The sequence below is a fragment of the Kriegella aquimaris genome, from assembly GCF_900103215.1.
Classification (GTDB): Bacteria; Bacteroidota; Bacteroidia; order Flavobacteriales; family Flavobacteriaceae; genus Kriegella; species Kriegella aquimaris.
In genome coordinates, this window is sequence record NZ_FNGV01000010.1 from 88,284 (window position 1) to 111,010 (window position 22,727).

22 protein-coding genes are annotated in these 22,727 nt (G+C 40.5%); 17 read left to right on the forward strand and 5 right to left on the reverse strand.

From position 1 onward, the window contains the following. The first annotated feature begins 20 nt into the window (after positions 1-20). From BLS33_RS17410 to BLS33_RS17480, 15 genes are all read left to right on the forward strand, one after another. Positions 21-2,003, forward strand: a complete 1,983-nt coding sequence (locus BLS33_RS17410; RefSeq protein ID WP_245731528.1) for a M56 family metallopeptidase — start codon at positions 21-23, stop codon at positions 2,001-2,003. A 4-nt stretch (positions 2,004-2,007) separates the two neighbouring features. Next, entirely contained in the window at positions 2,008-3,144 is a 1,137-nt protein-coding gene (locus BLS33_RS17415; protein ID WP_089892504.1) for a tetratricopeptide repeat protein, read from the forward strand. Between the two features lie 423 nt (positions 3,145-3,567). Then, positions 3,568-4,044, forward strand: coding sequence for an energy transducer TonB (locus BLS33_RS17420; protein WP_089892508.1), 477 nt, complete (start codon positions 3,568-3,570; stop codon positions 4,042-4,044). A gap of 109 nt (positions 4,045-4,153) precedes the next feature. Further along, positions 4,154-4,708, forward strand: coding sequence for a crossover junction endodeoxyribonuclease RuvC (ruvC, locus tag BLS33_RS17425; protein ID WP_089892512.1), 555 nt, complete (start codon positions 4,154-4,156; stop codon positions 4,706-4,708). A 91-nt stretch (positions 4,709-4,799) separates the two neighbouring features. Further along, entirely contained in the window at positions 4,800-5,159 is a 360-nt protein-coding gene (locus BLS33_RS17430; protein ID WP_089892515.1) for a four helix bundle protein, read from the forward strand. A 50-nt stretch (positions 5,160-5,209) separates the two neighbouring features. Beyond that, complete coding sequence (gene hemW, locus BLS33_RS17435; protein WP_089892518.1) at positions 5,210-6,388, forward strand: radical SAM family heme chaperone HemW; 1,179 nt, start codon at positions 5,210-5,212, stop codon at positions 6,386-6,388. Beyond that, positions 6,389-7,141: a cyclase family protein gene (locus BLS33_RS17440; RefSeq protein ID WP_089892521.1), complete on the forward strand. Its 753-nt coding sequence runs from the start codon at positions 6,389-6,391 to the stop codon at positions 7,139-7,141. 40 nt (positions 7,142-7,181) lie between these two features. Continuing rightward, the gene (locus BLS33_RS17445) at positions 7,182-7,541 is read left to right on the forward strand and encodes a DUF4260 domain-containing protein (protein WP_089892524.1); all 360 of its coding nucleotides are present in this window, start codon (positions 7,182-7,184) and stop codon (positions 7,539-7,541) included. Next, positions 7,534-8,163 carry a DUF4230 domain-containing protein gene (locus tag BLS33_RS17450; protein WP_089892527.1) on the forward strand — a complete coding sequence of 210 codons (630 nt, stop codon included), beginning with the start codon at positions 7,534-7,536 and terminating at the stop codon, positions 8,161-8,163. The genes BLS33_RS17445 and BLS33_RS17450 overlap by 8 nt, the downstream gene beginning before the upstream one ends. A gap of 76 nt (positions 8,164-8,239) precedes the next feature. After that, on the forward strand, positions 8,240-8,563 hold the full coding sequence (locus BLS33_RS17455) for a Dabb family protein (protein WP_089892529.1): 324 nt from the start codon (positions 8,240-8,242) through the stop codon (positions 8,561-8,563). A gap of 11 nt (positions 8,564-8,574) precedes the next feature. Continuing rightward, positions 8,575-9,108: a GNAT family N-acetyltransferase gene (locus BLS33_RS17460; protein WP_089892532.1), complete on the forward strand. Its 534-nt coding sequence runs from the start codon at positions 8,575-8,577 to the stop codon at positions 9,106-9,108. Between the two features lie 9 nt (positions 9,109-9,117). Next, on the forward strand, positions 9,118-9,474 hold the full coding sequence (locus BLS33_RS17465; RefSeq protein WP_089892535.1) for an MmcQ/YjbR family DNA-binding protein: 357 nt from the start codon (positions 9,118-9,120) through the stop codon (positions 9,472-9,474). Positions 9,475-9,521: 47 nt separating this feature from the next. After that, positions 9,522-11,291, forward strand: a complete 1,770-nt coding sequence (locus BLS33_RS17470; RefSeq protein WP_089892538.1) for a MutS-related protein — start codon at positions 9,522-9,524, stop codon at positions 11,289-11,291. 100 nt (positions 11,292-11,391) lie between these two features. Continuing rightward, complete coding sequence (locus BLS33_RS17475) at positions 11,392-12,393, forward strand: metal-dependent hydrolase (protein ID WP_089892541.1); 1,002 nt, start codon at positions 11,392-11,394, stop codon at positions 12,391-12,393. A gap of 96 nt (positions 12,394-12,489) precedes the next feature. Beyond that, positions 12,490-14,313, forward strand: coding sequence for a DUF5060 domain-containing protein (locus BLS33_RS17480; protein WP_089892543.1), 1,824 nt, complete (start codon positions 12,490-12,492; stop codon positions 14,311-14,313). 76 nt (positions 14,314-14,389) lie between these two features. Here the strand turns inward: BLS33_RS17480 and BLS33_RS17485 are convergent, their stop codons facing one another. From BLS33_RS17485 to BLS33_RS17495, 3 genes are all read right to left on the reverse strand, one after another. Beyond that, a complete protein-coding gene (locus BLS33_RS17485) occupies positions 14,390-15,490 on the reverse strand; it encodes a DUF4407 domain-containing protein (RefSeq protein ID WP_089892546.1) in 1,101 nt (366 codons plus the stop codon). A 198-nt stretch (positions 15,491-15,688) separates the two neighbouring features. Further along, positions 15,689-17,731 carry a M56 family metallopeptidase gene (locus BLS33_RS17490; RefSeq protein ID WP_089892549.1) on the reverse strand — a complete coding sequence of 681 codons (2,043 nt, stop codon included), beginning with the start codon at positions 17,729-17,731 and terminating at the stop codon, positions 15,689-15,691. Position 17,732: 1 nt separating this feature from the next. Further along, entirely contained in the window at positions 17,733-18,098 is a 366-nt protein-coding gene (locus tag BLS33_RS17495) for a BlaI/MecI/CopY family transcriptional regulator (protein WP_089892795.1), read from the reverse strand. A 378-nt stretch (positions 18,099-18,476) separates the two neighbouring features. Here BLS33_RS17495 and BLS33_RS17500 point away from each other — a divergent pair, with 378 nt between their 5' ends. Continuing rightward, on the forward strand, positions 18,477-19,622 hold the full coding sequence (locus BLS33_RS17500) for a hypothetical protein (protein WP_089892797.1): 1,146 nt from the start codon (positions 18,477-18,479) through the stop codon (positions 19,620-19,622). A 566-nt stretch (positions 19,623-20,188) separates the two neighbouring features. Beyond that, positions 20,189-20,767 carry a PhnA domain-containing protein gene (locus BLS33_RS17505; protein WP_089892552.1) on the forward strand — a complete coding sequence of 193 codons (579 nt, stop codon included), beginning with the start codon at positions 20,189-20,191 and terminating at the stop codon, positions 20,765-20,767. Positions 20,768-20,813: 46 nt separating this feature from the next. On the opposite strand, the gene BLS33_RS17510 is transcribed toward BLS33_RS17505, so the two are convergent. Next, positions 20,814-21,104, reverse strand: coding sequence for a hypothetical protein (locus tag BLS33_RS17510; protein WP_089892555.1), 291 nt, complete (start codon positions 21,102-21,104; stop codon positions 20,814-20,816). 114 nt (positions 21,105-21,218) lie between these two features. Continuing rightward, the gene (locus BLS33_RS17515; RefSeq protein ID WP_089892558.1) at positions 21,219-22,607 is read right to left on the reverse strand and encodes a dipeptidase; all 1,389 of its coding nucleotides are present in this window, start codon (positions 22,605-22,607) and stop codon (positions 21,219-21,221) included. Positions 22,608-22,727: the final 120 nt, after the last annotated feature.

Consider the following 22,727-nt stretch of genomic DNA (forward strand, 5'->3'; position numbering starts at 1 on the left):
CAAATTGAAAAATTGAAGAAATGATACAATATATAATAGAAGCCATCGCCTTTCAAATGGTGTTCCTTGTTATTTATGACCTGTTCTTAAAAAGGGAGACCTTCTTTCAATGGAACCGTTTGTATTTGATTGGCACCTATGCCTTGTCGCTTGTATTGCCTTGGGTGAAAATCGAGGCGCTGAAGACGACCGTGTCCCAACAATTTTATGTATACCCAGAGTTTTTTTGGAATATGGATGAGGTTACGGTCACCCCGTCAACGACCGAAGGTTTCTTGAGTAGCCTGCCATGGGGCCAAGTACTTATTTTTGGAGGAATGGTAGCTGCAGCCCTACTATTCGCCTTTAAATTGTATAAAATTCAACAATTGCGAAACAAGGGCAAGGTTCGGCGTTTTCCAAACTTTACGCGTATCGTGGTGCAAAATAGCAATTTGGCCTTTTCATTTTTTAAATCCATTTTTATGGGCGATAAGGTGCTCGAAAAAGAGCACGAAAGCATCATTCGCCATGAGTTGGTACATATTGAACAAAAGCATTCATGGGATCTCATATTCTTTGAACTGATGCGTATCGGTAGTTGGTTCAACCCGTTGGTCTATGTCTATCAAAGTCGAATCTCAGAACTGCACGAGTTCATCGCCGATGCAGCAGTAGCTAAAACCGATAAAAAGGAGTCTTATCAGCTTCTTTTGTCCGAAGTATTTCAAACAGAACACATATCGTTCATCAATCAATTTTTTAAATCATCATTAATCAAAAAACGAATCGTCATGTTACAAAAATCAAGATCAAAAAACATTTGGAAACTAAAGTATTTGGCTTTGTTGCCCATACTAATGGGAATATTATTTTATACTTCGTGTGAAAATGAAACCGCATTACAAAATGGAGTTTCCTTGGAAGAAGCGCAAAATGGAGATAGACTTATTAAAGTCGGCGACATTGAAAATTTGACCCAAGAAGAAGAAAATAAGGTGTATTCAAAATTAAAAACACTTTCAGAAAACGATGAACATTGGGAACTACAGGTGAAAGATGCAGAAACCGTTGTAAGTTTTGTCGATACCGAAGCTGATCATTTTATTTCAGGAATGCACAACGAACCCATTCGTGCCCAAATGTCAATAGACTACAAAGATTCGCAAAAACTTTACAAGAACTTTATGGGGTCAAAAGGCAAACCATTGGATTGGAAAGAATCGTATAAAACCAAAAACTTGGTGCCCTTCGCTTTTGCCGACCAATCACCCATTTTTCCTGGCTGCGAGGATGAAGCGGATCCGAGGGAGTGCTTTAATAGAATGATGCAAAGACATATTAGTAAAAATTTCCGATATCCACTAGAAGCTCAGGAGCAGGGAATTCAAGGTCGTGTTTCGGTTATGTTTACAATCGTTGAAGATGGTACAATTCAAGATATCAGGATGAGGGGGCCACATGTGTTGTTGGAACAAGAGGTAGAACGCATTATTTTTAAATTACCAAAAATGGTTCCCGGAAAACTTGACGGCAAGAATGTTAAAATACCTTATTCGGTGCCAGTAACTTTTAAACTTGAACAGGCAAATTTTAACCCTGTAGCGACAACTAAGAAAAATGATTCCGGATCTGACGCAAAGCGTTTGCAAATGGATGAGCTTATGACTGCAATGGAAGCCGTGCCCTTTGCACAATTGGATGAAGCCCCTGTATTTCCGGGTTGTGAAGGTGCATCCAATAAGGAAGATTGTTTCAAACAAATGATACATCGTCATATTTCCAAAAACTTCCGATATCCAGAGGATGCACAAACGAGGGGGATACAAGGTCGCGTTGGGATTTTGTTTACAATTACAGAAGATGGACTCATCAACAATATAAAATATCGGGGGCCAGACCCGTCTTTGGAGGCCGAAGCCGATCGAATTATCAGAAAATTACCCAGAATGACAGCAGGTAAACGAAACGGGAATCCCGTAAGCGCTGTTTATGCCATTCCCATTACCTTTAAGTTACAGTAGGCCTGTGAAAAATATTGTTCTTTTAGCACTTGTTTTTGTGATAAAGGCGGAAGCCCAAACTTCGGCTTTTACCACAGCCGATAGTCTCTATATGCTTGGCGATTATACCCAAGCCATAAATACGTATGCACAAGTTGGTTCGCAACAATCGGCGTTGCAAATTGCGCGTGCCTACAATGCTATCGGTAATTTTGATAAGTCGGTAGCGCAGTATGAAGGTATTCTTAAAGAACATCCGACATTGCAGATTGCCCGTTTTGAATTGGGGAAATTGTATCTTAAAACAAAACAAGCGGAGAAAGGTAAATCTCTTTTTGAAAAGTTATCCGAAGAAAATAACGACAACCCAGAGTATCTATATTACTTGGCAGAATCGTTACAATGGCTAAAAAAGACGGATGAAAGTGTTCTCGCCTATCAAAAAGCCGTAGGGTTGGATAGTACACATCTTCGTAGCCTCTTCCAGTTGGGGAAATACTATGTGGCTCAAAAAGAAAAAGATTCCGCTTTGACCTATGTCGATATGGGATTGCGCTTTTATGAAAAGGATGTCGCCCTCATAAATCTGAAAGCCTTGGCGTATTACAATAACGATGAATTTGGCAAGGCTGCGCCTTGGTTCGAGCGGTTGCTGGAGCTGGGTGAACGAAAAGAATATATTTACTATAAGCTCGCAATTTGCCAATATCATATGTGGGAATTTGAAAAGGCCAAAACGAACTATCATGTGTTATTGGATATCGATGATTCGAATCCGGATTACTACTTTAATTTGGGCCATGTATTTTTTAAGGACCGAATGTTGGATAGTGCCCAGTATTATATAAAACTTTCAAAGGAAGTGCAAGAGGTCAACTTCGCAAGGGAGTATGAAAGCTTGGCACGGATCGCTGCCGTACAGGAAAAACCAGAGGAATCGATCAAATACTACAAGCTGTCCTTAAAGGAAGATCCTGACAATATGAGGGTCTTTTATCAGGTGTGTTTTCTTTCCGATCAGCATCTAAAGGATCCTAAGGTGAAACTTGAGTATTATGAAAGTTTCATCAAAAAATTCGGAAACGAACAACGCTATTTTTCTGAAATGGTTTCGAAACGCATCAAAGAATTGAAACAGGAAATCCATTTTGGGAGCAATTGAGCCTAATTTAAGGGGGCTCTTTTTTTGAAGCGGCGTTCATTTTTTTAAGTCTTAACTTTTAACTCAAAAAGCAACTCTCCGTCCTGACTAAAGGTCAAAGCTCCTCCCTTCAAAGAAGGGAGGAGCTCCTCTTAATTAAAATTTTCGTAAAACTCATCTTTAGAAGAATGTTGGATTTATAGGCTCCCCTCTTTTTTAAAGAGGGGTGGACTTGCTTTTAGGCAAGGCCGGGGAGTTAAAAATCTAAAATTCTTAAGTTTTTATTTGAAACCATATGTATTATCAAGGGCGTAGAACCTTGCATTGCTAGTGGCATATGTTCATTACTTCGTATTTGTTTCATAAGGGAAACGATTTTGCATTGGGTCAGGTACACCTAAAATCCCACAAAAAAATCGTAATTTCCGTGCAATTTTAGCGGTTATGCGAAAGTTTTTGATTTTACTAATGGTATGTGGTTTTACATCCTGTGATTTTTTCGAATCAAAGGATGCCAAGACCCAGAAACTAGTAAACCAAGAAATGCAGAATATTGATTGGAACGAAGTGGATCAATACCCCTTATTTAGCAAATGTGATGAAACTGTGACCAAAGTCTTACAAAAAAAGTGTTTTGAAGAAACGTTGTTCCTACACATTTTAGAGATGCTCCAAGAAAATGAATTTACGGTTGATAATGAAGTTAAAGACACGGTTTATGTTGAATTCACTTCTGAAAATAATGGTAGTATCACCGTTTTGAATATTTTGAACAGTGAGATTTTTGGTTCCCGTAAGGCGGAGTTCGATGAGAAAATAGAACAGAGCCTAAATAGTCTTCCTCAATTGGAGCCAGCTTTAAAAAGGGGAATCCCGATACGCTCAAAATTCAGGATCCCGATTGTGATCAATCCGAAATAAGCGATTTTCATTATAATTTAAATGTAGTACCCCGATTAAGACCAACGCCCAATTTAAGTGTGAATTCTAAAGCGGAATATTGAGTTCTCTAACAACTAACAACTAACAATTGCCGACGGAAAAAATAATATTAGGTATCGACCCCGGAACGACTATTATGGGTTTTGGCCTTATCAAGGTTGTCAATAAAAAGATGCAATTTCTTCAAATGAACGAACTGTTGCTGAAAAAATATGATGATCCATATGTCAAACTAAAACTTATTTTCGAAAGAACTTTGGAGCTCATAGATACTTATCATCCCGACGAAATTGCAATCGAGGCCCCATTCTTTGGGAAAAATGTACAATCGATGTTGAAATTGGGCAGGGCACAGGGAGTGGCTATGGCAGCCGGACTTTCACGACAGATTCCCATAACGGAATACCTTCCAAAAAAAATAAAAATGGCCATCACCGGCAATGGAAATGCGAGTAAGGAACAAGTGGCAAAAATGCTGCAAAGTACCTTGGGACTAAAATCGCTGCCTAAAAATTTGGACAGTACCGATGGTCTTGCCGCTGCCGTATGTCATTTTTACAACGAAGGCCGTGTTGAGGTCGGGAAGAACTATTCAGGATGGGAGGCTTTTGTAAAGCAGAACGATAAAAGGGTTAAGAAGTGAACTGTAAATAATTGATAGTAAAGCAGTAAATAAGTAATCGGTAGAAAGTGAACAGTGAACTGTGGGAAGTGGACAATGAGCAATTTTCAATATGAGCTTAGATAGCAACCCCTTGTTAAAAAAATCATATGATTTTGCTTTAAAAATAGTCTTGCGCTATAAAGCGATAATTGCTGAGAAGAAAGAATTCACTTTATTCAAACAATTGCTGAAATCAGGGACTTCAATAGGCGCAAATCTAGCTGAAGCTAATGGTGCAATTTCAAAAGCTGATTTTTCTGCGAAAATTTCAATTGCCTATAAAGAAAGTTTGGAGACAAAATATTGGTTGAATTTACTAAGAGATTCTGATTATATAAATGTAGCGAATGCAACTAGCTTCATTCATAAGGCAGATGAACTTTCCAAAATCATGTTTTCTATACTAAAGACAACGAGAATAAATGATTAGCAATTACCGACTTTATATTGCTAATTGTTTACTGTTAATTATAAATTGAAATGAGCGGAATTTACATCCATATTCCTTTTTGCAAACAGGCCTGTCATTATTGTGACTTCCATTTTTCGACGACTATGGGAAAAAAGGAGGCCATGGTTTTAGCATTGCAAACCGAATTGGCATTGCGAAAGGAAGAATTTGAAACCGAAGTGGTTGAAACCATCTATTTTGGCGGGGGAACCCCATCGGTATTAGATTTGGATGAAATCGAGGCCATTATTGCTACGGTTTATCAAAATTATAAGGTGTCTGAAAATCCGGAAATCACCTTGGAAGCGAACCCTGATGATTTAATTTTCACGGACTCCGAGCGTAGTTCTGGCACTAACATTTTTAGTGCTTATCGCAATTTGGGAATCAATCGTTTAAGTATCGGTATCCAATCATTTTTTGAAGAAGACCTGAAATTCATGAATCGCGCGCATAACGCCATCGAAGCTGAAAATTGCCTACAGGAAGCTACCAAGCACTTTGACAATATTTCCATTGATTTGATTTATGGAGTTCCTGGTATGACCAACGAGCGCTGGGAACGCAATATTGAAAAAGCCCTGTCTTTTGACCTTCCGCATATTTCAAGCTATGCGCTTACCGTTGAACCTAAAACGGCATTGGCCAATTTTATAAAAAAAGGGAGTGTTGCTCCATTAGACGATGAAGCGGCCCAATCGCACTACGATATTCTTACAACGAAACTAGCCAAGGCCGGCTATGTTTGTTATGAAATTTCAAACTTCGGTAAACCCGACTATTTTTCAAAAAATAATACAGCTTATTGGCAAGGCAAGAAGTATATAGGGATTGGTCCTTCAGCCCATTCCTATGACGGAAAGAACCGAGCGTGGAATGTGCGAAATAACGCCAAATATATGAAGGCGATTGCCGAGGGGCAACTTCCCATGGAAATTGAAACGCTTTCGAAAACGGATCGCTATAATGAATATATAATGACCGGACTTCGAACCATTTGGGGCGTTTCTTTACTGCGAGTTGAAAATGATTTCGGTAAAAATAGACTTGAATACCTCCTTCAACAGGCAAGAAAATATTTGGAGCAAGACTTATTGCATATACAAGATGATGTTCTATTGGTTACCAGAAATGGAAAATTTTTGACTGACGGAATCGCAGCCGACCTTTTTATGGTAAATTTAGATACGGAAACAAGTTCAGCATAAATGATAGCAACAGTAAAATACCAAAACAAGAACCATCAAATCGATCTGTCAAAACCTTTAGATATCTCGATGCCGTTGCGTGGTAATGATTCCAACGTAAATGCATGGTATGTGCCACCTCCTAGAATAGAACCCCATACCGAAGGTGAATTCATTGGTAAAGTTACCGAAGGGGCTGCCATTAACTTCAATGATATCTCGTTTAACCCCCACGCCCATGGTACACATACCGAATGTGTGGGGCATATTACCGAAGATTTCCATTCGGTCAATCAGAATATGGATCGCTTTTTCTTTTATGCGGAACTCATCACCATCGCTCCGGAACGGTATCAGGGCGATTTGGTTATTTCCCCCAAACAGTTGCAGTATGCCTTGGGAAACAAAAAAAGGGAAGCCGTAATTATTCGTACCCTTCCGAATTTAAAAGATAAATTGACAAGGCAGTATGGTCATACCAATCCACCTTATTTGTTGGGTACTGCCGCCCAATTTTTGGCAGATAAAGGGGTTGAGCATCTGCTTGTTGATCTGCCCTCGGTCGATAAAGAGAAAGATAATGGAGCGCTATGGGCACACAAAGCTTTTTGGGGTGTTGAGGGTGCCATCCGCAAAAATGCCACGATTACCGAGTTTATTTTTGTTGCCAATTCAATACAAGACGACACCTATTTTTTGAATCTCCAAGTGGCTCCCTTTGAGAACGATGCGAGCCCCAGTAGACCCGTTTTGTATGCTTTGGAAAACCAATGAATACCATTTTATGATCTTGTGAAACTTTAATAAATCAAACATGGGAACAATCTTGAAATTAGAGGAGTTAATGATGTTCGTATTGGGAATTTACCTGTTCGGACTGCTGCCCTATGGATGGTGGTGGTTCTTAGTGTTAATACTCGCACCCGATATTGGCATGGTAGGTTATCTTTTTGGGAATATCATTGGAGCGACGGTTTACAATCTCTTTCATCACAAAGGAGTGGCTATTCTGGTTTACCTTTTAGGGGCATATCTTTCCTTATCTTTGCTTCAATTGATCGGAGTCATTCTTTTTGCCCATTCTGCTTTGGATAGGACTTTGGGGTACGGACTTAAATATAACAAAGGATTCAAATACACCCATTTGGGGGAAATAGGAAATTCGAATGGATAGTATACCATTACTGATTATTGGGCTTATTCTCGGTGCCGCTCTTATGTACTGGCTATTCTCGAGATTTCGTATAAAACAGAATATAGAACGCACGAATCAGCAATCGATTATTTTGTTGGAAAAAATCAGAAGTGTCTGCAAATTGATATCGGTCGAGGGTGATTTTGCTGAAATCTATACGTATGAAAATACTAAGAACGATTTTACCAACCTCTTCAGAAGTAAAAAAAAGGCCTTGCTGGTAATCAATGCCAAGGTACATATCGGTTATGATTTTAAAAAGGTAAAAGTTCATGCCGATAAAGAGAAACGAAAAATTATTCTGGCTTATATGCCACGGCCCGAGGTGCTTTCGATTGAACCTGAAATTCAGTATTATGATATAAAAAGCGGAATGTTCAATTTCTTTTCTTCAGAGGATATTACGACTTTGAACAAAGAAGGCAAACAGCATATTCTTAATAAAATTCCCCAAAGTGGTTTGATGGAAACGGCACGAAAGGATGCCTGGCAAGCGGTAATGATGATTGAGAAGATAGTGGAGACCATCGGTTGGAAATTAGATTATACGGCCCTTGAGTTGAGCGAAGAACGTCAGAAACTTTTGGAAGAGAATTCCTGATCAAAAGTAAAAAGAGGCGTAGTATTTTTATATTTTTGAAAAAGACCCCATTAAAACTTGGTCAAAATTAAATAGAATGAGAGAATTTGATCCAACATTTACCCATACGGTATTCTTCTGGTTACATAATCCAGAGAGCCAAGAAGACAGAAAAGCGTTTGAAACTTCGTTGCAGAAGTTTTTGAACAGTTCGAAATATGCCAAAACCAAATTTATCGGCACACCACCGCAGGCCAGTAGAGACGTTGTAGACGGCTCTTTCACCTATTCGTTGATAGCCACCTTCGAATCGGCTGAGGCACAGCAAAAATACCAAGAGGAAGATGTTCACAATACTTTTATAGAAGAATCAAGTAAGCTCTGGAGTAAAGTCATTGTGTATGACTCCAAAACTATTTAAAACAACTTTTGATGGTTGTTTTCAGAGCTGCAACTCCTTCCGATAGCGAAGGTATTGCTAGTCTCCATGTCACGAGTTGGCAGCAAAATTATAGGGGTGCTTTTAGTGACATGTTTCTTGATGCTGAAGCTTTGATCGAGCGAAGGCTTGTTTGGCAAGCACGACTTAACGATAATGAGCCCGAGCAGTTTATCAGCGTGGCCGAAAATGAAGGTGCTATCGTTGGTTTTGTCTATGCGTATTTAAATCATAGTCCGGAATATGGTACGCTATTAGACAACCCGCATGTGTCTTCAGATATGAAGGGTGCAGGCATTGGTAAAAATTTAATGGCTTTGGTAGCCAAGGAGGCCGATGAGCGGTATCCACATTCTGGTTTGTATTTATGGGTTTTGGAACAAAATGAAATGGCCCAAAACTTTTATGCGCACTTGAATGGTAAAAAAATCGAAACGGTTTCAGGAAACGACATTGGCGATCGTACCATCTTAAAATCACGCTACTTTTGGAGCGATATGAAAGCACTACTGACAAAGGTTAAATAAAACGTAACGGTGAATATTGAAGATTTTAGGGAATATTGCATTACGAAAAAAGGGGCGGCAGAAGATTTTCCCTTTGACTCCGGAACATTGGTGTTCAAGGTCATGGGTAAGATGTTTGCCTTGGCCCCGTTGGAACGTATGCCCTTAAAAGTCAATCTCAAATGCAATCCCGAGCGGGCCATTGATTTACGTGAGACGTACGACGGAGATATCACCCCCGGCTACCACATGAGCAAAAATCATTGGAATACCCTGATGTTAGAAAATCTTGCCCCCGAATTAGTCAAAGAATTGATCGATCATTCCTACGACTTGGTGGTCTCCGGCCTGACCAAAAAGCTCCGTGCCCAATTTGACGCACTTTAGAACGATGTAAATAGTGCTAAATTAGCGCACCAACAACTAATTCCTAAATGAATATCCTCCACTCTTTTTACAACGATAAAATAACTTTATACGAGACTCGATTGGCTGCGGTGAAAAGCCAATTGTTTAATTCTAGTATGATTCGATTGATTGTTTTTGGTGCTGCGGCTTTTGCTATCTATTTCTTTTTCGGTAGCCCTAGACTGATTCTTGCCATTGTTATTTTAGCAATAGCTCTGTTTTTGATATTGGTTTCCAGACATACCGACTTGCAGTATAAGCGGGATAAATTGTTGGCGCTTATCAAAATTAATGCGACTGAGATTCAGGTGTTGAAGCGTAATTACCTTACTCTTGCCACGGGCGTTGAATATAAAGATCCTGACCATTCTTTCAGTCAAGATATCGATCTTTTCGGAAGAGGTTCTTTTTTCCAATATTGCAATCGTACGGCATTGCCGCAAGGAAGCGAGACCTTGGCTACATTGTTAAAGGAAAATGTTATAACTGCTATCGGCAAAAAGCAGGAAGCGATTATGGAACTGGCACAAATGCCCGACTGGCGACAAAATTTTAGCGCTATCGCATCTTTGGTAAAGACCGAGACGCCTTACACCGTTATTATCAAATGGATGAAGCAGTACCAGGCCTTCGTTCCCGCACTGATGAAATTTCTTCCTATGCTGTTTTCCATTGCATCCGTGGTCATCATAGCTGGGTATTTTACGGGCATTATTCCCGGTCTTATCCTGATTGCATGGTTTTTCTTGGGATTGATTATTAGCGGAAGATTTCTCAAAAAAATCAATAAGCTGTCTTACGATACCTCCAAAATTCAAACTACGTTTCAGCAATATAAACAATTGATCGAGAAGTTGGAAGATGCTGATTTTCAATGTGATTTGCTCGATGAAAAAAGGCGGACGATAGTTCAGGAAAGTGGCAAGGCTTCGAAAATACTGCATCAATTTTCTCGCCATTTAAGCGCCTTGGATCAGCGAAACAATATCTTGATCGCACTATTCGCAAATGCTTTTTTATTGCGTGATTTACAGCTTAGTTACGCCATAGAGAAATGGATCGGAGAACACGGGCACGACATTGAGGCATGGTTCAAAACGATTGCCTTTTTTGATGCCTACAATAGCCTTGGCAATTTTGGTTACAATCATCCTGATTATAGCTACCCTCGTTTGGTAGAAACTGGTATCGTGCTAAAGTCAGAGGGTGCCGGGCATCCTTTGTTGGATCCCAAAAAGAGTATTCTGAATGATATAAGGATTGATAACGAACAGTTCTTTATTATTACAGGAGCAAACATGGCCGGGAAAAGTACGTTTTTAAGAACCGTTTCCCTTCAAATTGTAATGGCCAATTTGGGGCTGCCGGTATGCGCCGTCGATGCGGAGTATAATCCCATTAAATTGATTACGAGCATGCGAACCACCGATTCGCTTACCGATGATGAATCGTATTTCTTTTCGGAGTTGAAACGATTAAAGTTCATCGTAGACGAAATTCAAACGGACCGATATTTTATTGTTTTGGATGAAATTCTAAAAGGAACAAATAGTATCGATAAGGCGAAAGGTTCCCGAAAGTTTGTAGAGCGTTTGGTGGCCTCGAAATCAACGGGAATTATAGCAACCCACGATTTAAGTCTTTGTGAGGTCGCCGAAGAATTGCCGCAGGTCAAAAATTATTATTTCGACGCTGAGATTATTGACAATGAACTGCATTTTGATTACAAATTCAAAAAAGGTATTTGCCAGAACATGAATGCATCCTTTTTGCTAAAGAAGATGGGGATTGTTTGAAACTGGTGTCGATAAGATGGGCAGATTCCGGTGTTATTGTAATAACGTAATTCCAAGGAACGAAGGAATCTGTTGAAAAATTGGCTTAAATCTAAAATTAATGGATTCATTAACTCAAATAGTATTAGGTGCTGCGGTTGGAGAGGCTGTTTTAGGTAAAAAAGTGGGTAATAAGGCCATGCTCTACGGTGCCATTGCGGGTACAATCCCAGATCTTGATGTACTGTCCCGCTATTTTGCCGATACGGTCACGGCCATTGAATGGCATAGAGGTTTTAGCCATTCCATTTTCTTTTCCATGCTTTTCTCCCCTGTTTTTGGATGGTTGATTTCAAAACTGGAACGGAAACAAAATGTTGCTTGGCAAGATTGGTCGTGGTTGATGTTCTGGGGGCTTTTTACCCATCCGGTATTAGATGCATTTACGACCTGGGGTACACAGTTGTTCTGGCCATTCGATGTACGATTGGCATTCCAGAGTATTTTTGTAATCGACCCATTATATACCCTTCCTTTTTTAGTACTGTTGATTTTGGCGATGCGAAGGAAAAAAACCGATCCAAAGCGCGAACGGTACAATCGTCTAGGATTATCGATCAGTACGGGATATTTGGCGGCAACGGTAGTTCTAAAAGGAATGGCTTATCAGCGGTTTGAAATGGCCTTGGAGGCGCAGGGTATTGCTTATTCCGATATCGACACTAGGCCCACCCCTTTCAATACAATGCTCTGGACGGCCAATGTCGACACCGAAGATGCTTACCTTATCGCAAATTTCTCCTTCTTCGATGAAGAGCAAATTGCGTTTCAGGCTTATCCGAAAAATCACGAATTATTGGGCGAACTGGCCGCAAACGATAAAGTGAAACGTCTTGAGGCCATTACTGGTGGTTGGTTTACCATAACAAAAAGAGATGGCATGCTTTTTTTTAATGACCTCCGTTTCGGACCGATCAGTTTAGATCCCAATGAATCGCAGTTCGCCTTTAGTTATAAACTCGAGGAAAATGGGGGCAAGGTAAAAGTGGAAGAAATGCCCAAAATGAGAGGTGATGCTAAAAAACTGCTACGCGAACTATGGCTGCGTATGTGGGGTAATTAAACCAAAACTAGAATGCTGCGAATATCCGAAGAAGGAGTATCTTATTTCAGGTTTGTGCTTTTTTTAATAAATAGGTAAACGGAACAATCAAAAATCATGAAAAAATTAAGCATATATGTTTTGATACTTTTACTGTTTTCTTGTGGAAATAAAAAAAAGGCAGTTGTACTTGAAACCCATCAACAATGGCATACGGTGACCTTGCCCTTTGAAGGGCCTGATACCAACGAAAATGCGGAAGATAATCCGTTTTTAAACTATAAATTATCTGTCGAGTTTAAAAATGAGGACACCAAATATACTATTCGTGGTTTTTATGCGGCAGATGGTGATGCTGACGAAACGAGTTCAGATTCGGGTGGCATTTGGCAAGTAAGGTTTACGCCTGATAAAGTGGGGGAATGGTCATATGCAGCAACTTTATACCATGGTGATTCGGTCGCCCTGAGCACCGATTATGGTTCTGTTCAGACGGTCGATTTGAAAAATGCTTCGGGTAAATTTCAGGTTATTCCGTCTGATAAACAAAAGCCTGATTTTCGTGGTCAGGGGCCGTTGGTGAATAAAAACGGCTATTTTTATTTTAAGGATGCTGATACCTATTGGGTAAAAGGCGGAGCCGATAGCCCCGAGAATTTTTTGGCTTACGAAGATTTTGACGAAACCTACCGTATGCAAAGCTCCAGTGACGATGGTGAGGCCAAGACAGACAATAGCATCCATAAGTACATTCCACATTTGAGCGATTGGGAAGTGGGTGACCCTACTTGGCAGAACGGAAAGGGAAAAGCGATTATCGGTGCCGTGAACTATTTGGCTTCGAAAGGCATGAACGCAGTATATTTTTTAACCCTAAATATTCTAGGCGATGGAAAAGATGTATGGCCGTATCGAACCCCTGATGATTTTACCCGATTCGATGTCAGTAAATTGGAACAATGGGAAATCGTTTTCGAGCACATGCAATCTAAGGGCATTTTAATACATCTCGTACTTCAGGAAACAGAGAACGAAACCATGTTGGATGGAGGGGATACAGGACCGTTACGACAACTTTATATTAATGAATTGATTGCGCGTTTCGGGCACCACCTTGCCATGAACTTTAATTTGGGAGAGGAAAATGGTTTCGCCGATTTTACGCCGATAGCTCAAAATGATGCGCAGCGCAGGGCGATGACCACATTTATAAAGGAAAGCGATCCGTACAATCATCCTCTGTTGCTGCATACGCATTCCCATGAGCCCGCACGGGAAAATATTTTAGATTCCATTGTCGGATTCAAAGACTTGGACGGGTTATCATTACAGGTCGATAAACGCGAAGGAGCAGCTGAGGTCGTTGAAACTTGGAAGCGAAAGGCACGTGATGCGGGGCACGAATGGATGATTACAATGGATGAGATCGGCATGTGGCATACGGGCGCGGTTTCCGATTCGTTAGATGCCCACCACGACACACTACGGCGGTATGTGCTTTGGGGAACCTTGCTTTCTGGGGCGGCAGGAGTGGAATGGTATTTTGGGGCGAATAACCGATATCACGATTTGAATACCGAAGACTGGCGAACGCGTGACCGACTCTGGGAATTGACCGAATTTGCACTTACATTTTTTAGGGATAATCTACCCTACTGGGAAATGCGACCGGAGCATGGGCTTGTCAATTCAAAAGATGCCTATTGTTTCCATAAGGAAAACGAAGTTTATGCCGTTTATTTGCCTGATTCTGCAGCATATACGATTGATCTGGCAGAAGCTAATGGAGAATTCGAACTGTTATGGTTCAATCCCTTAAAGGGAGGAGAATTGCAGAAAGGGACTATCGAAGTCTTAAATGGCGGAAGCACTCAAAGTTTGGGAAATCCTCCAACCGTGGAAGCCAATCAAGATTGGGTGGCGCTTCTTAAGAAAAAATAAGTTTCCTTTTTAGAGTGCATTGAGTCGCTTGGCTTATCTGGACGCTAACGTCCGGTTTGCGAGCGGTGTAGATAGATTATAAACTTTTGACCTGGATTTCATAAAATTTATCGGCCTGCTTTTTTAAAAGTTCTTCGGCCTTTTGCTTTTTATAAGCGTATACCGATTCTTCTTCGGTGATTTCGCTGTATATCTTTTTATTCAAAGCCGTATCCGTAGTCAGAAGTTGTTCGCGTTGGTACACTTTTTGGGTGACCCAAGTTTTGAGCACACTTTCGGCATCTTCTTCCTTAAGGTCATATTCTCCTTTTGGAGCCAGTAATTTGCCAATAATCGGGGAAGTTTCGATGGCCAGAAACAAAAGAAAAATAAAGAAAGACGGAAACCATGGTAATTCGCCTAATGCCGTAATTCGGGCCATGAGTCCGTCAAAACCGTCAATAGCTGGTTGTGTGTTTTTGACTTCTTCGGAATAAGTGGAATTCAACAAGGCGATTTGACTTTCAAATTCGGTAATTTTTTGGGTATTGGTTTCTCTCAGGTTTTCCAACTGAGCCAGGGAAGTATCGTGTTTTTCTCGCTTCTCTTCATAAACGGGACCTTTTCCCAATAAGAGGGTGCCTTCCCGACCTTCGGCTTCGGCAATATAGGTGTCGTACAATGCATTTGTTTCTGCCTCCTTGACGGCAATTTCATTTTTTAATGAAACAATGTTTTGTTGTAATTTTTCAACCTCAGGCGTATACTGCAATGCCAACTGCTGTTTGTTTGCTAAGGTCATTTCGTTTTTCTGTTCAAGCAGTACCTGATTGATTTCTTTTTCGAATATTTTAAGTTCCAAAGGTTTGGAGATTACAACGGCAATAATAACCGCTAGAATGATTCGTGGTGTAGCTTGTAGCAACTCATTGCCAAAACTATTTCGCTTTTTAATGGTGGAAACAATAAATCGGTCGAGGTTAAAGATTAAAAGTCCCCAAATCAATCCGAAGAAAATTGCGGGATAAATGGTGTCAAAAACCGTGAATAGGGCATAGCTGCTGGCAATAAAAGCCATAACGGCCGTAAAGAAAACGGTGGCCCCTATGCCGGCGTATTTGTTTTGCTCTCCTTGCGAACAGGTGTCAAGAATTGTAGTGTCCGCCCCCGAGCAACGGATAAAAAAACGTTGTAACATGATGTTCTGATTTGATTGATGATGAACATATGTGACGCTTTTTATAAAGATTTGTTACATAAAAATGGAGCTATTTAGTTAAATTATACGTAATTGCGAGGCACGAAGCAATCTGTGACATTTTGTTACCAACAAACATATTGCGACCCCGATAATTATCGGGGTCGCAATCAAGCCTCGACACTTTACGTACCGTATTTAATTATTCGATTTTTCAATGGGCCGAGACATTAAACCTGCCTCCACAGCCAAGTCGACATAGTGGTCATACTTTGTCATGGTTTCTTTATATAGCTTTTGAAGATTGGCGATTGTTCCTTTCTTGTGCTGCATATAGTTCTGTACAGCTTTGCTGTAGGTATTGGCTTTTGTATCAAATTTTTTAAAAGCATCCAAGAGTGCTTTGGAATGTTTTTTAGGGTCGGGAATTTTATACGGCGGTGGCGGCGGTGGAACAGCTTGGCTTTCTTGACCATCGGGAACTACAACAGGTGGTGGTGGAGGCGGAATATTTTGATTTGTCTGTTTGGGAGCATCTGGGGATGCCGGTTTTTTAGGCGGTTCGGGACATTCGGGAAACGGTTGTGCCTCCTTTTTCTGTGCTTCGGTCATGCGACCGTAAATATGCTCCAATGTTTTAAGATCCTTTAATGGAACCACCCTTTTTTCTTTGGGTTGTGCATTGTATTTTTTTGCGAGCGTGTTGAATTCCTTGATTTGTTCTTGGGTAGCGCCTTTTTGGGTGGGGAGATGAGACGCGTTTTCCGGTCCCCTAATGTCAATTTGTGCTACCCCATATTCGGTAAGTACATTTTCAACGGTGTCGATTATCTCTTGTGGCGCGGATGTATCGGGAACGATTATCGCTCGAACGAATAGTTTCCTTTCTTCTTTTGAAAGATGCTGGTTGAATTGCATCAAGAACGAATCCAAATATTCGAGCGGGACAAGCTCTGGTCCAACGAGTAGTTGACCATTTTTGTTTATTAGAATTTTTATTAGCCTGTCGTCTTGAAAAAAGGTATTTACAAACTCGTCTTGCGTATATAAATGTAGTTGATAGGGTTGGGGAAATTTTTCACTTCGGGCATTTTGATGTACAAAACTTAGGAAGTAATGTACAAAATCCGAAGGTTGATAATTGCTCAATATATTGTTGTCAACTGGTTTTTCATGAATCCAAATTGCGAATTCATTTTGGTTTTTCCATTCTTCAAAATCTTTAACAGTTGGTTTTCTTTGATTAAAAATGGATGAAGCCACATTTTTGTCAGATTGTTGAATTGTACTATCAGGTACTGTTTTTATGGTCCTTTTTACTTCCACTAGCTTAGTTTCGCTAAACCCAAATACAACAAATGATAGCAAAGGGAGCAGCAGTAGACTTCTAAATAATACCGACTTTTTAGAGGTGTGTGTTTTCATGACTTTAAAACGTTTTTTGACCTGCCCAAGGGGATTTCGCCCGAAAGTGAACGATTTCCCGAAAAGGCTAAGTCTGATTGATGAATTTGATGAATATATAATGGCGTTCGCCAACGATTGATGATGATGTTCGGTAAAGGATAATAGTATCTTCTGGTAGCTTTTTGTATCTGTATTCGAGGCAAGTACGGCCTGATCGGCCAGAAACTCATGGTTGAGCTTGATATGGTATTTGGCCCAATAGACCAACGGATTAAACCACAACAACACTTGTAGCAGTTCGATAACTAGTACGTCGAGGCTATGCCATTGTTCTGCATGCGTTTTCTCGTGAACGATGACTTCTTCCGGAATTTGATTTGCCTCGAATTGCTGTTTGTTTAAAAAAATATACCAGAAAAAAGTATGGGGAATGACCGCTTTTTGAAGCAGTACATGTATAAACTCATTGATTTTTATTTTAGTGTGGATACGTATGTTTTGTCTAATTCTCCATAAGTTCTTTATGAACTTGAATGCGAATACAAGAAACCCAAGGCCATATATAGTCCATAAAAGAACCGGCCAATAGGGATAGGAGGTTTCTTGATTTATGGTAACCGCTGATTCGACTTCGAAAGATATGGGTTGAAAAATTGCCGCGGGAGCTGTTACATATTCGGTAAAAGTGATGAACGGAATGCCCAAGGCGAGTAGTAACGAGCCCAAGAGATAATAGCGTTTGAAGTGGTGTATGTTCTCCTTTTCCAGAAAAATCTGATAGAATAGCAGAAAAACTGCCAGACAGAGACTCGATTTTAGAAGGTGAAGTATCATGTTATTTCTTTTTCAATTCGTTATCGATCAGTTTTTTTAATTCCTCCAATTCGGTTTTGCTGAGGTCCGTCTCTTGCGTAAAGAAGGAAGCAAATTGTCCCGGACTATCATTAAAAAAGTTTTTGATGAGCCCGTTGACATGTTTCGAGAAGTAATCCTTTTTTTTGACCAAAGGGTAATATTCCCGTAAGCGCCCTAAACTTTGATAGGCCACAAAACCTTTGTCGGTCATACGCTTTAAAAGGGTTGCCACTGTTGTGGTCGCAGGTTTTGGTTCGGGGTAGGCCTCGAGCAGGTCTTTCATAAAGGCCTTTTTCCGTCTCCATAGGATGTTCATAAGCTCTTCTTCTGATTTTGACAACTGCATAAGCTTCGTTTTTACGAATTTAACTCTACTAATGTAGAACAAATATTTTAATTCTACAAATGTAGAGTTGTTTTGTTGTAAATTGACGAATATCAGATAATTCGCTCGCATTTCTTTTAGGTTCTAAAAACCCATTAATAAGAATCTTATTAAAACCTACATAAATAGAACGATGTGGCCAAGCCAATCCTTTGTATAAAGTTGATGGTATTTTTTTCATGTCCGCAGCAAATCACAAATTAGGGATTAGGCAAAAGAATCGAACAATTTCTCGTCAATTGAATGATGAGTTTCATCCGCTCATATCAAGCTTTCATGTAATAAATTCCTATGGCAACCTATAAAGGAATAGTATTGGAATCTAAAAAAAACAGAAACATGAAACCAACCAACACAAATTTTTTAGTATTTACGTTACTATTCCTTCTTTTTCCCATTCATCAAATGAACGCCCAAGGCTGTGTAGCTATTCGGCACTTTTCATCGTGTGTTGGCAGTACCCTAGAAAACAATCTTTTAAATTCGGGTGATATCCAAATAGGTATGAACTATAGATATTTCAAGTCTTTTCGGCATTTTAGGGGTACTGAGGAAGAGCCCGATAGAGTAACCAATAACACCGAAGTAGTCAATAATTCACATGCCTGGGATTTTTTTCTTACCTACGGAATTTCCGAAAGATTGTACGCCAGTGTGACCATACCCACTGTAATCAATACGCGATCTTCTTTATATGAGCATGGTAGGAACGAACGCAATACCAGCTTCTCTAGAGGTTTAGCGGATATTCGTTTGGGGTTCGGTTATTGGTTGTTCGACCTCGAGAGCCATCCGAACGGTAATTTGGCTGTGGGGTTAGGACTAAAGATACCTACTGGCAATTACAATGCTTCGGATATATTTTATAATGTGGGACCTAGCGGGGAACCGCAGGTTCGTCCCGTGGACCAGTCCATACAGCCAGGTGACGGAGGGTTCGGGGCTACCATTGACTTTCAGCTTTATCAGCGGATAGTTCCTGATCTTTTTGCCTATGCCAGTGGTTTTTATCTTTTAAATCCGCGGGAAAACAATGGAACAAAAACCTTTAGGGAAACACTTAGCCCCATTCTACAAAACGAGGCCATAATGGCCGTACCCGACCAATATTCGGTTCGCGCAGGTGTTAGTTATAGCATATCGTCTGCCGTCTCGGGATCCTTGGGTTCCCGTTTTGACTGTGTTCCTGTAAAAGATTTGATTGGGGGAAACGAAGGGTTTAGAAGGCCTGGTAATGTGCTTTCCATAGATCCCGGCATAGCTTTTATGGCAGGAAATTTTTCGCTTAATCTTAACGTTCCCTTTGCTGTTCGAAGAGATCGACCACAGAGCGTAACCGATATGCAGACCGAAGTGGCTACAGGAGAGCCGAGAAGCGGTGATGCCGCTTTTGCCGATTACGTCATCAATTTTGCGGTGTCTTATCGATTTTCCAATAAAAAGATTAAAATAGATCCGAGCTTAAAGGATATATTTAAAAATTAAGCTTCATCAAAAAGCCCTATCCTTTGGTCGCTTAAGATTATTTTATTGGCAAAGGTCATTATCGCCCAAAATGCAAAGGTAGCAACGTGAAGAGAAATGAGTAGCAGAAAAAAATCGTCGGTTGTTTTTTGTAATTTTTCGGTGGATCTGAAGTTTTAGAGCCTCCAGCTTACTTGGCGAGGCTTTAGGAAAGTCGTATTCCGTTTTTTGATTGAATTTCTCAGAATATATATTTTCTCGATTATCATCCTTCAATTTCTTCCTTTGGGAAACTTTGTTTTACTTGATTCTGTTGATCGTGTCGAGAATGTGTTCTACGGAGCTCATAGGCTAAAATACTTTTGGTTCCTAATGAAGATAGTGATTTCAGTTTTTTTGATTTGCGTTAGGGATAGCAGTGAAAAGCCCGCAATGGCTTTTTAGCCTGAGGACTTCTAACGGATAGCCCGACCTGACATGAGGAGGGTAACGCCCTAGGAATCAGTTTCAGGGGTAGTGTTTTTAATATTACGGTTTATTTTATGGGGAAAAGTTCTAAGTTTGCAACTCTTAAAATTATATGAGCAATGGATATACTTGAACAATTGACGAATAGAAGTGGTGGAAAATGTGAGCTGTGCGGTGCTACCGACGGCTTAAGTGTTTACGAAGTGCCGCCTGTCTCTACGGGAGGTGTCGATGGCAGTCTTTTAGGGTGTGCTACTTGTATTGGTCAAATTGAAGATCCCGAAACTACGGATGCGAACCACTGGCGTTGTTTGAACGATAGTATGTGGAGCGAATATGCCCCGGTTCAAGCGGTTGCTTGGCGCATGTTATCGCGTCTAAAAGCAGAAGGTTGGCCCCAAGATTTGCTCGATATGCTCTATTTGAGCGACGAAACCCTACAATGGGGACAGGCTACGGGTGAAGGTGTTGCCGAAAGCGAAAAAATTATTCACCGCGATGTAAACGGCGTTATTTTAGAGAATGGCGATAATGTGGTGTTGATCAAAGATCTGAAGGTGAAAGGGTCAAGTATGGTCGCCAAACAAGGAACAGCGGTACGTCGAATATCATTGGATCGCGAAAATGCCGAATATATTGAAGGAAAAGTAGACGGTCAACAAATTGTGATTATTACCAAATACGTCAAGAAAACCTAAGGTTTTTTTGAATTCAAGAAACTAATCGAATCGCTGCTGCTGCTTTTTATTTGATTATCGATGCGTAATTGATAATAATAAAAAGCAGTATGGCCACAATTGCCAAACACCCAATAAAAATAAGCATTGAACGCTTTGCATTTAGGTAATTGGCATGCTTTGTACCCTTTTTTATCTTTCCAAGATCATCGGATGAGGCTTTCGGGAAATTGTATTCGGTACGTTCGTTATTATCATCGGAATGGATATTCTCCCTACTGTTTGTCTTGAATTTTTTTCTGCCCAACAATGCCTTATTCTGCCTAACCCTATTGACCATGTCGTAACTATGGCTCATAACACAGTTGTTTAAGTGATGAACTTAAAGATACTGATTTCTTTCTTTCAAATAAAGGATTGTGATCTATCAGCCGCTATTATTTGCCAATAAAAAATGTTAGGCATTTAAAACCTACGACTGTAAAGCGACAAAATTCTCATAAAAATAGGGGATGGTCTCGATACCTTTGAGGTAGTTCCAAATACCAAAATGTTCGTTGGGCGAGTGTATGGCATCACTATCGAGGCCGAAGCCCATCAAAATAGTCTTGCTTTCCAATTCTTTTTCAAAAAGTGCAACAATGGGAATACTACCGCCCCCGCGCTGCGGTACGGGTGGTTTTCCGAAAGTTGTTTCATAAGCTTTTGCCGCCGCTTTGTAACCAATATGGTCTATGGGCGTGACATATGCTTGCCCTCCGTGGTGCGGTGTTACCTTTACGGTTACTCCTTCGGGAGCAATACTTTCAAAATGGGTCTTAAACAATTGGGTAATTTCTTTCCAATCTTGATTGGGTACCAACCGCATTGATATCTTGGCGTATGCTTTGGCGCCGATTACCGTTTTTGCACCTTCGCCTATATACCCTCCCCAAATGCCGTTGACATCAAGGGTGGGGCGAATGGAGTTGCGCTCGTTGGTAGAATATCCTTTTTCGCCGTAAACCGCATTGATGTTCAATGCTTTTTTATACGCTTCTAAGCTGAAGGGCGCCTTTGCCATTTCAGCACGCTCTTCTTTTGACAATTCTTCAACCCGATCATAAAAACCAGGAATAGTGATATGGTTGTTTTCATCATGCAACGAAGCAATCATTTTTGCCAAAATATTGATGGGGTTGGCAACCGCCCCACCATAGAGTCCTGAGTGTAAATCGCGATTGGGGCCAGTGACTTCGACCTCCACATAACTTAAGCCACGTAAGCCCGTGGTTATCGAGGGCACATCATTGGCAATCATTCCGGTATCGGAAATTAAGATGACGTCGTTTTTTAGTTTTTCCTTGTTTGCTGCAACAAATAGGCCCAAGTTTGCGCTACCGACCTCTTCTTCGCCTTCGATCATAAATTTGACATTACAAGGCAATTGATCGGTCTTGATCATAAATTCCAACGCCTTTACGTGCATGTACATCTGACCTTTGTCATCACAGGCGCCACGGGCGAAAATGGCCCCATCGGGATGAAGTTCCGTTTCTTTGATAACAGGTTCAAATGGCGGAGAGTCCCATAGCCCTAAGGGGTCTGGAGGTTGTACATCATAATGTCCGTACACAAGAACCGTTGGGAGTTCAGTATTTATAATTTTCTCACCATATACAATAGGATAACCGTTGGTCTCATGAATTTCGACCAAATCGCAACCCGCCTCTTCTAAAGCTAGCTTTACAGCATCCGCGGTATTTAAAACATCTTGTGTAAACGCCGGGTCGGCACTGACGGAGGGCATTTTTAATAAGGTGATAAGCTCTGAAATGAATCGGTCTTTGTGTTTATTGAGGTATTCCTTAATATTTTGCATGAAAATAACTTTGTATCGTATCTAAAAATACAAATAACGGCACAAATCTTATTGAATTGTTACGAAAATTAAAATTTCAATGTTTGTTATTCGGCTTTATGCTATTGTGTACAGAAGCGC

Coding starts and splice junctions, on each gene's coding strand:
- BLS33_RS17410 (WP_245731528.1), top strand. CDS start 21: ATGATACAATATATAATAGAAGCCATCGCCTTTCAAATGGTGTTCCTT.
- BLS33_RS17420 (WP_089892508.1), top strand. CDS start 3,568: ATGCGAAAGTTTTTGATTTTACTAATGGTATGTGGTTTTACATCCTGT.
- BLS33_RS17430 (WP_089892515.1), top strand. CDS start 4,800: ATGAGCTTAGATAGCAACCCCTTGTTAAAAAAATCATATGATTTTGCT.
- hemW (WP_089892518.1), top strand. CDS start 5,210: ATGAGCGGAATTTACATCCATATTCCTTTTTGCAAACAGGCCTGTCAT.
- BLS33_RS17440 (WP_089892521.1), top strand. CDS start 6,389: ATGATAGCAACAGTAAAATACCAAAACAAGAACCATCAAATCGATCTG.
- BLS33_RS17445 (WP_089892524.1), top strand. CDS start 7,182: ATGGGAACAATCTTGAAATTAGAGGAGTTAATGATGTTCGTATTGGGA.
- BLS33_RS17450 (WP_089892527.1), top strand. CDS start 7,534: ATGGATAGTATACCATTACTGATTATTGGGCTTATTCTCGGTGCCGCT.
- BLS33_RS17455 (WP_089892529.1), top strand. CDS start 8,240: ATGAGAGAATTTGATCCAACATTTACCCATACGGTATTCTTCTGGTTA.
- BLS33_RS17460 (WP_089892532.1), top strand. CDS start 8,575: ATGGTTGTTTTCAGAGCTGCAACTCCTTCCGATAGCGAAGGTATTGCT.
- BLS33_RS17470 (WP_089892538.1), top strand. CDS start 9,522: ATGAATATCCTCCACTCTTTTTACAACGATAAAATAACTTTATACGAG.
- BLS33_RS17475 (WP_089892541.1), top strand. CDS start 11,392: ATGGATTCATTAACTCAAATAGTATTAGGTGCTGCGGTTGGAGAGGCT.
- BLS33_RS17480 (WP_089892543.1), top strand. CDS start 12,490: ATGAAAAAATTAAGCATATATGTTTTGATACTTTTACTGTTTTCTTGT.
- BLS33_RS17485 (WP_089892546.1), bottom strand. CDS start 15,490: ATGTTACAACGTTTTTTTATCCGTTGCTCGGGGGCGGACACTACAATT.
- BLS33_RS17490 (WP_089892549.1), bottom strand. CDS start 17,731: ATGATACTTCACCTTCTAAAATCGAGTCTCTGTCTGGCAGTTTTTCTG.
- BLS33_RS17495 (WP_089892795.1), bottom strand. CDS start 18,098: ATGCAGTTGTCAAAATCAGAAGAAGAGCTTATGAACATCCTATGGAGA.
- BLS33_RS17500 (WP_089892797.1), top strand. CDS start 18,477: ATGAAACCAACCAACACAAATTTTTTAGTATTTACGTTACTATTCCTT.
- BLS33_RS17505 (WP_089892552.1), top strand. CDS start 20,189: ATGGATATACTTGAACAATTGACGAATAGAAGTGGTGGAAAATGTGAG.
- BLS33_RS17510 (WP_089892555.1), bottom strand. CDS start 21,104: ATGAGCCATAGTTACGACATGGTCAATAGGGTTAGGCAGAATAAGGCA.
- BLS33_RS17515 (WP_089892558.1), bottom strand. CDS start 22,607: ATGCAAAATATTAAGGAATACCTCAATAAACACAAAGACCGATTCATT.